Genomic DNA, 12,881 nt, shown 5'->3' with positions numbered 1-12,881 from the left:
GAGCAGGGGGAGAAATGGAGGCTGGCGTTGAGTTTTGCCTCCCCTGCTTATCCGAGCAGTATTGAGTAGGGAGCAGAATTTTCCCCTCCGCCCCCCGCACCCTGCCCCTCTACCTCTTTTCAATACCCCTTTCGTCTGAAACTTAATTTTTCTTTATAACCAGGGAAAGAGGTACAGAAAGCTACTGGTGTGGAAACCTAGATAATAGAGGTGAAATTAATTTCTCACTTTTCTAAAGCTACCGAAAATTCCATGCAAAGCAATTTAGTTATATTTCCTAAGACTGAGGCTGCAAAAAATAGCACGCAAACTGAAGAAAGAACAATTACCAAATACGAGCGTGCCGAAGAGCAATTTTTAGAACTGCTAGCAATGGAGGATTTGGACAATAAACTGGATGCAAATCCTGTAAGAGCTAGTGAGTTTGAACAGACGCTCTCTATGGCAATTGACACTGCTTATGGAAATGATCGCTCTGATGAACAGGCTCACCGTTTTCTCCAACGAATACTTTATCGAATTAATCGGCTAAAGCTGTTTTGGTACGACGATTTGCAAAACTATACCAATGAGCGATCGCTTTATCTGTACTCATGTCGTGACCAAATCGAAACTGCCTGGCAACAGTGGGAATTAGCACAACTTGATGTGGCTGCATTGCAACAATTGGATGTAAAACACGCTTTAATTGAGCGTGCCTCTGCTGATTTAAATCCCCCTTTGTCGGAGAGTAGCCGCTACATTCGTGAGGAAATGACTGAAGCTGGCTATCGTCACTTACTAGCGATCGGCTCCTTTGATGGCTTGGTTGAAGGCAGTCGTCTTTGCTACGTATTGGGTGGTGCTGCTAATGAAGTGCAGTGTACGCTGGTGCGAGTACTAATAGAAGAATACGGCAATGGTCGTTTATCGCGCAAGCATTCGACATTTTTTGCCCAAATGCTGGCTGAATTTGGGATGAACATTGAACCAGAAGGATACTTTGATTTAGTCCCTTGGCAAGTCTTAGCCGCTGCTAATCATAACTTCTTGACTACCGATCGCAAACGCTATTTCTTGCGTTACAGTGGCGCGTTGACATATTTTGAGGTGGCTGGTCCTGCGGCTTATAAAAACTATCTAGCGGCGGCGCAGCGATTGGAACTGTCAGAGGCGGCGATGGGTTATTGGGAACTGCACATCAGGGAAGATGAACGCCACGGCCGTTGGATGTTAGATGATGTAGCTTTGTCTTTGGCAGAACGGTATCCGAATGATGCATGGGAACTTTTGCTTGGCTATGACCAGGAGAAACTCATGGGCGATCGCGCCGCTGACGCTGTTGTGCGATCTATACGTGAAGCAGAATAATTCGCTTGACTTGTATAAACAATCCAAAAAACTATAAATAGCAGGTTATTTTTAGCCTTTTAATTTGACATTTGTAAGTCATTTTATTGCTTATTGATCTGCAAAATCTTTCTTTAGCCACCCTTTGCTAAAGGAATAGTTTTTATTGCCTTTATATAAGGTAATAAATAACCTCCTATTACGCTGATTATACCTTATACCTTGAGTGCAGTGAAATGAAAGATATCTTTTTTTGTCCTGAAGAATCTAATTTCTACTCCAACTGCTTAGAAAGCTTTGTGATCAGAAATTGTAATAATTCTGAATCTATTGTGGAGTTTGGTTCAGGAGATGGTAGCCCTGTAATTAATTCCTTATTGAGGAACAAGTTTGATGGAGTCATCCAGGGATTTGAATTAAATACTTCTGCATGGAAAGTCGCAAATTCAACCATCGATGAATACAATCTCACTAATAAATATATTATCCATAATTCATCTTTGTTTAATGCTTCTCAACCCGATGCCAAGTATCTTGTAGCCAATCCTCCCTATCTCCCCGCACCAGATAATGATATTTATATGCCACTTTTATTTGGGGGCGTGGATGGAGCCACAATTACTAACGAGCTTTTATCGTTAGGTTATGAAAATGTGTTGGTTTTAATATCTAGCTTTTCTAATCCCATAAATACGTTAAACATAGCAAAAGAAAAGGGTTATTATGTTCAAAACTTCATGGTTTTACCTTTGCAGTTTGGCTACTATAGCTCTGATCCCAAGGTAAAGAAGCACATCGAAAAACTCCAAAAAAATCAGATGGCATTTTATTCTGGCGATTATTATTTTTTAGCTGGAGTTTTATTTAAGAAATGCCAAGACTCTGCAATTGACCTATCTAATCAATTAGCTCAGGTGATGACTAGTTTGTGAAAATTAAGAGTCTCAGATTCCCAACTTGTTGAATGAATCAGTTGGGAATTTTTTTGGTCATTACTACAACTTTGATTTTATCATCCTGAATTTTATGGGGAACCAAGTTTAAATTGAAGTTTCTCCTTTACTGCGAAAGCCGTATCCGGGTAATCGCTAAATACGCCATCAACACCTAAGTTGAAAAATAGTTCATATTCACCTTGGGGATTTCCTTGAAAGTCCAGGGGTAAAAAATAGTCTTCATTGCGGAAAGTCCAGACATGAACCATTAAACCTGCTGCATGAGCATCTGTGACTAAAGATGTAGGCGATGTCTGGAGACAAGCCGCTTTGCGTCTACGCAATTTACCATTACTGTCTCTCGGAACCAGTAAATTTTTATGAATTCCAATCGCTTTTGCATATTTAGCAATTTCTGCTAAACCTGATCCTGTAACTAAATCTGCATAAGTCAGTTCGCAGCCACTAATGACAAAATCATAAGGTCTACCACTGTCATTCAGCAATTGCACCAGAGGTAAATCTGTCTTTGTAGATAAATCTTGTAAATTACTCACTTCAAAAGACTGAATGAAAACAGGTGCGTTAGCTCCCTTATAACCGTTGGCTGTTAAAGTTGCAAGTAGTGGGGCTTCTAGAGCTAATCCAATAGATTGAAAGTAAGTTGGGTGCTTAATTTCTGGGTAAATGCCAATCTCCCGATTAATTTCGCTACTTTTAACCTTGACTAAATCGATGATTTCTTGCAGCGTAGGAATTTCTAAGAGTCCATCATAGGCGGTATTTTGAAAGCGCAGTTGCGGGATTCGCTCTTTAGCTCGTAGTGTTTTCAGTTCTCTTAGGGTAAAGTCTTCAGTAAACCAGCCAGCTTTTGTTTCGCCATCAATTATTTTGGTGGTTTGCAGGTGAGCAAATTCTGGATGGCTTGCAACATCGGTGGTTTCAGAAATCTCATTTTCATGACGAGCAATTAAAACGCCGTCTTTGGTGGAAACTAAATCAGGTTCAATATAATCAGCGCCCAGTATCGCTAACTCATAAGCAGCTAAAGTATGTTCGGGACGGTAGCCGCTAGCGCCTCGGTGTGCAATGATAATTGGAGATACATTTTGCAAAGTTCTACTCATTACTTTCCCCGCCTCAAAAACTGGCATAAAAGAGAAAGGTGGTAGCACATAAATGGCAAACATTAAGCTACCACCCGCATAAATGTTTTTCGTTTGAATTTTAACTTATTGTCTAGTAGCCACTGACATCAACCAATCGATATCCTTCACCAACCAGTTTGTCAAAAGTCGCTTGATACTGGGCTGAGGTCAATCCATGTCGCGCTTGCCAAGCTGGACTGTCTGACTTCTGCCAAATGGCAGCGTATCGGTTTTGTCCGTTCACACCATAACCACTAACGTGAACTAATCGATATCCTTCACCAACCAGTTTGTCAAAAGTCGCTTGATACTGGGCTGAGGTCAATCCATGTCGCGCTTGCCAAGCTGGACCACCAGACTTTACCCAAATAGCCGCGTATCGGTCTTGTCCATTTACACCATAACCACTGACATCAACTAACCGATATCCTTCACCAACCAGTTTGTCAAAAGTCGCTTGATACTGGGCCGAGGTCAATCCATGTCGCGCCTCCCAAGCTGGGCCGTCTGACTTCTCCCAAATGGCTGCGTATCGGTCTTTTCCGTTGACACTGTAACCACTAACGTGAACTAATCGATATCCCTGACCAACAAGTTTGTCAAAAGTTGCTTGATACTGGGCTGAGGTCAATCCATGTCGTGCTTGCCAAGCTGGGCCGCCAGACTTCACCCAAATAGCTGCGTATCGGTCTTGTCCATTCACATCATAACCACTGACATCAATCAACCGATATCCTTCACCAACAAGTTTGTCAAAAGTTGCTTGATACTGGGCCGAAGTCAATCCATGTCGCGCCTCCCAAGCTGCACCACCAGACTTCACCCAAATAGCCGCATATCGGTCTTGTCCGTTGGCTATTGCTTGTATTGTGCCATGAGGAATTTTCTTTAACTGGATAATATTTTGAGCAAGTACCTTTGTGTTTGTGTCGGTATTGCCAACACTACTAGCAAAGTTGTTGGGAGCGGCAAAAGCGGAACTGACTAAACTTGAAAGTAACACTGCACTAGAGGCTGTAAATGTTAAAGAGCGGATGAACATATTAGTAAAATCAATCTGTAATAATGTATTAGGTTTTCGGCTGCACTAACTAAATAGGTTGGTATTTATTTTTTATGCAATACCAGGGAACAGTGCCGACAATTATAGATACTCTTGATTTACAGACGATTCCAGAATTCAAGATACTGATATTTTGTGTAAGCATAAAAAGTATATTATTTTACTTTAAATTGAATATGTGATACTTGGTGTCTTAGAATTACTTATATTAGAAAAAATTATTTTGAGGTTTTCAACAAGGAATGATTTATTGTCAGGAAGCGCTGTACGTAAAATTTTAGGTCTAGCGATGGATGCGACGATTGGTATTAAATTAATTAACCTAGAAAAATAGTAGTGTTTGCTCAAAGTACCTCTGTTAATGGCAAGCTGATTAGCCAAACCCAATTTTTATGGGAAGTACCTTGACGCGATGACGGTCAGTCGCGGCTATCTAAACAAAGCCTGGCTATGCAGGTTTGCTCATTTTTAAATTGTATTCATCTAGATATTTTGTAATAATCCTAATGACACAGATTAAGCCGGAAGTAAAGCGCACAGAAGAATTGCGCCAGTTATTGCAACAAGCCAGCTATGCTTATTACGTCCTAGATGCTCCAATTATGGAAGATGCAGTCTATGACCAGCTATATCGAGAATTACAACAACTCGAAACTCAATATCCAGAGTTGACAGCACCCGATAGTCCGACTCAGCGCGTGGGTGAGAGACCAGCAACGCAGTTTACTTCGGTGCGGCATAATATCCCTTTGTACAGTCTGGAGAATGCCTTCAATCTTGATGAATTGCAAGCCTGGGATCAGCGTTGGCGACGACAAATACCAAAAATAGATTCAGTGGAATATGTCACTGAACTGAAAATTGATGGTTCTGCTTTGGCTCTTACCTACCAAGATGGGATTCTAGTTAGGGGAACAACTAGGGGTGATGGGGTGACGGGTGAAGATATCAGCCAAAATGTGCGGACAATTCGCTCAATTCCCTTACGTTTGAATTTTGAAGGGTTAGAGATTCTCGAAAGAGTGGAAGTGCGAGGTGAGGCGTTTTTGCCATTGGAAGTGTTTAAACAAATTAACGAGGAAAGGCAAAAAGCCAGCGAGCAATTATTTGCTAATCCCCGTAATGCCGCAGCTGGTACACTCAGACAACTAGACTCCCGCATTGTGGCTAAACGGCGGTTAGATTTCTTTGGCTACACCTTGCACATTCCTGGTAGAGATGACACCAGTATTGCCAATACGCAATGGGAAGCGTTGGAGTTGTTGGAAAAGATGGGTTTTCGAGTCAACCCTAACCACAAACTCTGTGCTTCGATCGCAGAAGTGGCAAAATATTATGAATACTGGGATACGGAACGGCTGAATTTACCATACATGACTGATGGGGTAGTAGTGAAGCTGAGTTCTTTTAAACTTCAGGAACAGCTAGGGTTTACCCAGAAATTCCCCCGTTGGGCAGTAGCCTTAAAGTACCCAGCCGAAGAAGCGCCTACCCGTGTGGAAAATATTGCTGTAAATGTTGGGAGAACGGGGGCTTTAACACCATTAGCGGAGATGCGTCCTGTGCAATTGGCGGGGACAACAGTTTCCCGTGCAACTTTACATAATAGCGATCGCATTGTTCAATTAGACATCCGCATTGGTGATACTGTCATTGTCCGCAAAGCTGGGGAAATCATTCCAGAAGTGGTGAGGGTAATCAAAGAACTCCGTCCGGCTGATACTGAACCCTTCGTGATGCCTACCCATTGCCCAGTCTGTGGTCAATCTGTGGTGCGAGAATCAGGTGAGGCGGTGACTCGGTGCGTCAATGCTTCCTGTGCAGCAATTCTTAAAGGTTCCATTGAACATTGGGTAAGTCGTGATGCCTTAGATATTAAAGGTTTAGGCGAAAAGTTGGTATATCAACTTGTTGATAAAGGTTTGGTGCATTCCGTTGCCGATTTATATGAGTTGACAGCAGAGAAATTATCTGCATTAGAAAGAATGGGGAAAAAGTCGGCAGAGAAGTTAGTGGATGCGATCGCTCAATCAAAAAATCAACCTTGGTCAAGGGTATTATATGGTTTAGGCATCCGTCACGTTGGCAGCGTAAATGCCCAATTGTTGACTCAGAAGTATTTCACTGTAGACCAGTTAGCTACAGCGAAACAATCAGATATTGAAGGCATTTACGGTATTGGTGCTGAAATTGCCCAATCGGTGTATCAGTGGTTTCGGATTGATGCCAACCAAAAATTGATAGAACGCTTGCAAGCAGAAGGATTGCAATTAACTGCCACAGAGGAAACAAAAAGAGTTGGCGATGGTAATCAAAAGTTCGCAGGTAAAACTTTTGTAATTACGGGTACATTGCCAACCTTAAAGCGTGATGAAGCGAAGGCTTTGATTCAAAAAGCTGGTGGAAAAGTGAATGATTCAGTGAGTAAAAAAACAGATTATTTAGTATTAGGAGAAGATGCAGGTTCTAAGTTAGAAAAAGCGGTTTCCCTGGGAATTACACAGTTAAGCGAGGCGCAATTGTTGGAGATGATTGAAGATTGAATTAACGTGAGTTCGACTGGTCATATCATGTCCACCCAAAAGACCTCTCCCTGGTTTTACTATGCAAAACCTGTCCCTCTCCGACTCGGAGAGGGACAGACTTGAAATTTAGTTCAAGCCAGGGAGAGGTCTGTCGAACTCACGTTGAATTAAAGATTGGGAAAGGTGGGGTTCCCTCTGGGGATAATAGGTAATGGGGATTGGGAAGAATAAATATATGTATCTTTGCGAATGCGTCTACATGAATTGCCCTTACTCGAACTGGGGCAAATTATTTGGATCAATACCCTGAGATTGTAAATAAGCAATTAGTCTTTCTTTTTGCTGGCGTTCTTGTTCAGCGCGTTGGCGTTCTTGTTCAATCTGTTCCACAGCCCACGGTAACAAATTCCCAGCTTGATCCCACCAGCGCAACCAATAACCAGTGCGCCCTTCTTTTGTTCCTTGCCAAGTTGCCAAAAATAATCCCATTGCGTCAATCCAATGACGACCATTTTCATCGGGTAGCTTTAACTCGTAGCGTTGATTTTCTAGTTGATAATATTCTAATAAACCGCCATTAGGTTCAAATATGTAGATGGGAATCTGCAAAATCTGTTCGTAGAAAAACCATTTTCCTGGTGGATAAGATCGCTTTACCGAATATTCTCCACCTTCAGTATCGGATAAAAATTCGATGGCGATCGCGGGGATATTTCCTTCTAAATTGGGTGTATAACTTTTGCGATTACCTACAATTTCATTAACCAACGGTACATAAACCCAGTCAGGTGCTTTGGTAACGAATTGTCCGTTGACTGTTGCACAAAGACCAAAGTTAGAAGCGATCAACATCTGGGGTTGAATGAATCCACTGATTTCTAGGCTTTCACGCAAAGCACCAGCCAAAAGCGGCTGACCTGTATTCTCCAGTGGTTCATCCTCTAGTTGAAAATCCTTGGGTAAAGCTTCCCAGGTGATTACCAGTTCTGTTGGTGATTTGGCTTGGCTGAGTTGGGTTGCCATAAACACAGCATGAATTTATTTTCGATCTTATCGCTTCTAGGATGGCTATGGAGGCATTGAGAACTGGGTATTAGATGAAACTACTACTTCACTCAGCTAAGAGGTAAGGTAAACCAGAATGTTGCTCCTGCATTCAATGCACTGTTGACACCAATTTCACCGCCGTGAGCATGGATAATTTGCTTACACAGATACAACCCTAATCCCAAACCTACAGAATTGCCGATACTTGCACCCCGAAAGTAAAGGTCAAAAAGCCGATCGCTTTGTTGTTTACTAATTCCTACACCGTTATCACTGACAGTACAGTAAATCATGTCATCCTTACGGGTAGCATTGATTGTCAAGAGCAATCCAGGGGGATTATGTTTCAATGCATTGACAATTAAGTTAGAAAAAACTCGCCATAGTTGCGTGGGATCGGCATTCACCAAAGGCAAATCTGCGGATACCAGATTTGTCAGCTTGGCTTGATTTTGTGCTAGTAATGGCTCTAAATCAGCGATCGCAGCTTTGACAACTGACAGTAATTGTACTGATTGATGTTGCAAAACAACACCCTGCACCTCGCTAACATGAGTTTCCATCAACGAATTAATTAAGTTCAGTTGGCGATCGCTACTTTGAATCATCCGCTCTAAAATTGAGCGTGAAACGGGGATTGGAGATTGGGAAGAGGCAGAGGGGCGGGGTGCGGGGGGCAGAGGAGAGGTATTTTCCCCCTGCTCCCTGCCCCCTGCTCCCTGCTCCCCAGTCCCTACTGTCTGATTAAGTAAATTCTTCAATACCATTAAAGTACCCAGCACTGGGTTGCGTAAGTCGTGGGAAACGGCATGGAAAAATACTCTTAGTTCTTCTTCAGTTTGCTTACGCTGGGTAATGTCTTCAATCAAACCTTCGTAGTAAAGCAGTTTTCCCTGTTCGTCACGCACTACGTAGGCTTTTTCTGAAATCCAGACAATACTCCCGTCTCGACGATAAATTTGGGACTCAAATTCCGAAACGCTGCCATACTTTTCCATCAGGCGCACAAATTCTGCCCGGCGGTTCGGATCGACGTACAATTGCTCAATATCCGTAAAATTTGCTGTCACTTCGTCCGGTAAGGAATAACCATAAATACGTGCTAAAGCAGGATTTGCCGTAATGTAACGACCATTGGGACTGCTTTGAAAAATCCCTTCAACGGCGTTTTCAAAAATGCTGCGATATTTAGCCTCTGCAACCTTGAGTTTTTGATAGGCAGATTCTAATTCTTGACGGGCGTAAAACTCAGAACATTGCAGGCGATCGTACAGATAAACACCCATGTCACATATAGTACAAAACCAAAAAATGTATAAAATGAACGTGACATTATATATTTCTGGATGTTCGGGGATTGGTGTTTTTAGCCCAAGTGCCGTATTCACCCCAAAATAGTAAACCAGCACACTCAGTTGAGTCAGCAAGTGAAGAATCCAGGAGACGGGCATCAACACAGCTTGGCTCAAAAACAGCAGCGACCAACCGATGGTATCGGGTAGCGCAAAACCTCTAAGAGTTGCAAATAATTGCGATGCTAAACTAATTGACCAAGAAGACCCCAAAAATAATAAATCTGGATGACGACGACCTAACTTAGTTTTATGTAAAGCCAAGCAGATCAATATACTCACCAGCATTGCAATATTGATTACAAGGCGGTGAGTTGTAAGTACTTCTGGCAGCTGTTGCAACTCCGCAATCGGAAAAAATAAGCTGTAAATATCTCGCAAAGTAAAAGACAACAGACAAATCAGCGCCAGCCATAACCATAAACGTAATCTCTGCCACAAGAAACGGTTACGCCAAGCTTTGTAAAGAGTAGTAATTTGATCTGTTGTTGGTGCAGAAAAGGTTTTTTTCCACCAGCTTTGTACTGTTCTAAATGGAGTAGCCATTAGCATCCGAGCAACTTTGCCCATACCTTGAGGGTGTTTCCCTTACTCAACATTGCCATAATTAACACCCTCTCATTTTTTGGTGATTTATGGGTGAATTGTTGCAGATGAAGTTGCTAAAGGTAGTGTAAACCAAAAAGTTAACCCACGCTTGCGGTTACTAATAACACCAATGTTGCCGCCATGCGCCTTAATAACTTTCCGACAAAGATACATTTTTAAGCCAATGCTTGTAGAGCAACAGTCTTGGGGATCGCGAACATGGAGATCGAAAAGGCGATCGCACTCTAGTTTACTCATTACTACACCGTCATCTTGAATCTGAGTGCGAATCATTCCCGCCTCAACGGTGGCACTGAGGGTAAAGTTTAATCCTGGTGGATTATTGTGCAAGCTATGTGTGATTAAATTTACCAAAACTTTCTGCAACTTAGTCCCGTCTCCCATTACTAAGGGTAAATCGGCAGGAACCAAGTTCTTCAGAGTCGCTTGATTTTGTGTCAGCATTGGTTCCAACTGGGCAAATGTTCCTCCTAGTAGGGTGCTAAGTTGCACAGGTTCGTGTTTAATTTCAATACCCTGTTTTTCACAAGAATTAATTTCTAGCAATGAGTTAATCATTGTTAGTTGGCGATCGTTCCCTTGAATCATCCGCTCGATAATTGAGCGAGATATTGGGATTGGGGATTGGAAAGAGGCAGAGGGGCGGGGTGCGGGGGGCAGAGGAGAGGAATTTTCCCCCTGCTCCCTGCCCCCTGCTCCCTGCTCCCCACTCCCCACTCCCTGATTTAACAAATTCTTTAACACCATCAAGTTACCCATTACCGAAGTTCGTAAATCGTGGGCAACCGTATGCAAAACAACATCTTTGACGCGATGCAAGTTTTCAACTTCTTGCATTTTCTGTTGCAATTGTGCTGTTCGTTCTTCTACTTGGTGTTCTAAATTAGTATTGAGTTCTGCTAATTTTTGGTATATCTGGCTTTGGTGAATGGCGATCGCTACCTGTTCTGACATCTGCTGTAACAAATCAATTTCTATTGGCTGCCAATGACGCGAACCGGAGCATTGATTGGCAATTAAGGCCCCAAATAATTCGTCATTTAGCATAATTGGTATAGCCAGACTAGCTTTCGTTTGGAATTTCTCGCAGTGTGCTTTGACTTTTGGAGATATAGTTATTTGCGTCATGTCTTCAACGACACGCACAAAATTATCTTTTAGTAAGTTTCGCAATTCTTGTAGATAAGCTTCGTCATTAGTAGACCAACCTGAAACTGATGGATACTTGGGATCTACTGATTCGGCAAGAGTTCTGATTCCCAAGTTGGCATTGTTTAAACCAATGAAAACTCGATCGGCTTGCAGAAATTGCCTAACTTCCGTGACGGTGGTTTGGAGAATTTCTTCTAAATTAAGGGAAGAGCGAATTCGTACTAGGGTTTCTGCCAACAAGCGATCGCGTTGGGCACAAAGGCGTAATTGTGCTTCTACTTGTTTGCGTTCTGTAATATCGTGATGCACTGCTAAAATGCAGGAAATGCCATTTAAATCAATGACTTCGGCTGAAAGTATTGCTGTAATTATCTCGCCGGACTTTTGCCGAAATTCGACTTCCAAGTTCCGAGCCACTCCTGTAGTTTGCAACTCCTGCACTAAATTCAGGCGATTGCAATCGTGTACCCAAAGATTTAACTCAAAAGCAGTTTTACCAATCGCCTCATCTCGTTCATAGCCTGAGAGTTCTACAAAACTGTCGTTAACTTCGATGAAACGTCCTTCTTGGAGCGTGCTAATGGTAATTGAATCGGGGCTACAACTAAAAGCTTTGGCAAATTTTTGGGCAAGATTTTGTAAAGCGACTTCTCCTTGTTTCCGATCTGTGATATCCCGGACAATTGCTAGTACCTCATCTTGACCACTTACTACCAACCGCGCCTCATAATCTCTGATTCCCAAAGGCGTTGGTAGTTTATATTCACAAGTTTGTAACGTTCCAGAATCTAAAGTTTTAGCGATCGCTACTTGGCTAATGGCTACAACATCACTAGGCAATAACTCTTCCAAATGTTTGCCAACTATTTCTTCTCGCGAAAGAGTGACATTTGCTCCCTCACTTTTCAAATCTAGATACTCGCCATCACGGCTGATACGAAACATCAAATCAGGGATAGCATCTAAAATGGCTTGATAGCGTGCCTCACTCGCTTGCAATTTTTCTTGGGCTTGTTTTTGCTCTGTAATATCCATAACTAAGCCATTCCAAAGCAAATTGCCTGCTTCTTGTAGCACGGGTTGCGAAGTAACTTGAATCCATTTAAGTTTCCTACTAGGCGTAATGATTCGACCTTCCCAATACCAAGGTTTACCAGTGGTGCGACAAACAGTAATAGATTCTACAAAAGCTTGTATATCCTGTGGATGAATCAGTTTATATAGCACCTGATAGTCTGCCTGTATAGCTTCTGGTTCTAATTCATACAAATATTTACAACCAGAACTAATATAAGGGATAAATATAGAACCATCCTGCCGTTGCAGAATTTGAAAAATTATCCCCGGTAAATTGGCAGCAGTTGTTTCCAAGAGAGTGATCTTCTCTGGTGAAAAATCTGCTTTATGCGGTGATTTTACAGTTTCATCCACTCTTAGACCCTTTGATATATAAGCAATTGGCATAATATTCAAGGTAATCATAGCCATTGTGAAAGTTTTTTAGCTGTCGGCACGATCACTAACAGCAAAAAAAAGTGGCTCTACTTTCAGAGTAGTTCTGGATGTTGCGATCGCATACACCCAATCGGGTGAACCATTTGTCAGGGTTAGAATCAGTTCAGTTGAAGTCGTTAGGCAAGTTGCTTTATATCTGTGGAAAACTTGTGGAAAAACTCTGATATTTTTCCACAAGGTAATTATACTTAATTAATTTTAATCAA

Annotated in this window: 8 protein-coding genes; 3 read left to right on the top strand and 5 right to left on the bottom strand. The window is 42.1% G+C overall.

Translation table 11 applies throughout. The features are described from left to right. Positions 1-252 precede the first annotated feature (252 nt). Positions 253-1,350 carry an iron-containing redox enzyme family protein gene (locus HWQ39_RS20285; RefSeq protein ID WP_292848949.1) on the top strand — a complete coding sequence of 366 codons (1,098 nt, stop codon included), beginning with the start codon at positions 253-255 and terminating at the stop codon, positions 1,348-1,350. A gap of 215 nt (positions 1,351-1,565) precedes the next feature. Next, positions 1,566-2,261, top strand: coding sequence for an SAM-dependent methyltransferase (locus HWQ39_RS20280; protein ID WP_292848947.1), 696 nt, complete (start codon positions 1,566-1,568; stop codon positions 2,259-2,261). Between the two features lie 92 nt (positions 2,262-2,353). Here HWQ39_RS20280 and HWQ39_RS20275 read toward each other — a convergent pair whose 3' ends face one another. Together HWQ39_RS20275 and HWQ39_RS20270 are read right to left on the bottom strand one after the other, a co-directional pair. After that, on the bottom strand, positions 2,354-3,391 hold the full coding sequence (locus HWQ39_RS20275; protein WP_292849008.1) for a glycerophosphodiester phosphodiesterase: 1,038 nt from the start codon (positions 3,389-3,391) through the stop codon (positions 2,354-2,356). 112 nt (positions 3,392-3,503) lie between these two features. Beyond that, entirely contained in the window at positions 3,504-4,454 is a 951-nt protein-coding gene (locus HWQ39_RS20270; RefSeq protein WP_292848945.1) for a hypothetical protein, read from the bottom strand. Positions 4,455-4,981: 527 nt separating this feature from the next. On the opposite strand from HWQ39_RS20270, the gene ligA reads away from it, so the two are divergent. Further along, positions 4,982-7,018, top strand: a complete 2,037-nt coding sequence (ligA, locus tag HWQ39_RS20265; RefSeq protein WP_292848943.1) for an NAD-dependent DNA ligase LigA — start codon at positions 4,982-4,984, stop codon at positions 7,016-7,018. A 252-nt stretch (positions 7,019-7,270) separates the two neighbouring features. On the opposite strand, the gene HWQ39_RS20260 is transcribed toward ligA, so the two are convergent. From HWQ39_RS20260 to HWQ39_RS20250, 3 genes are all read right to left on the bottom strand, one after another. Further along, positions 7,271-8,023 (bottom strand): Uma2 family endonuclease, encoded by a 753-nt coding sequence (locus HWQ39_RS20260; RefSeq protein ID WP_292848941.1) that lies wholly within the window; start codon positions 8,021-8,023, stop codon positions 7,271-7,273. 92 nt (positions 8,024-8,115) lie between these two features. Then, positions 8,116-9,969 (bottom strand): ATP-binding protein, encoded by a 1,854-nt coding sequence (locus HWQ39_RS20255; protein WP_292848939.1) that lies wholly within the window; start codon positions 9,967-9,969, stop codon positions 8,116-8,118. Between the two features lie 63 nt (positions 9,970-10,032). Beyond that, positions 10,033-12,648, bottom strand: coding sequence for a PAS domain S-box protein (locus tag HWQ39_RS20250; protein ID WP_292848937.1), 2,616 nt, complete (start codon positions 12,646-12,648; stop codon positions 10,033-10,035). Positions 12,649-12,881 lie beyond the last annotated feature (233 nt).

This window comes from Nostoc sp. NMS8, from assembly GCF_017115045.1.
Classification (GTDB): domain Bacteria; phylum Cyanobacteriota; class Cyanobacteriia; order Cyanobacteriales; family Nostocaceae; genus Nostoc.
Note: the sequence above shows the minus strand (reverse complement) of the source record. Positions and strands in the feature narration are given on the sequence as shown.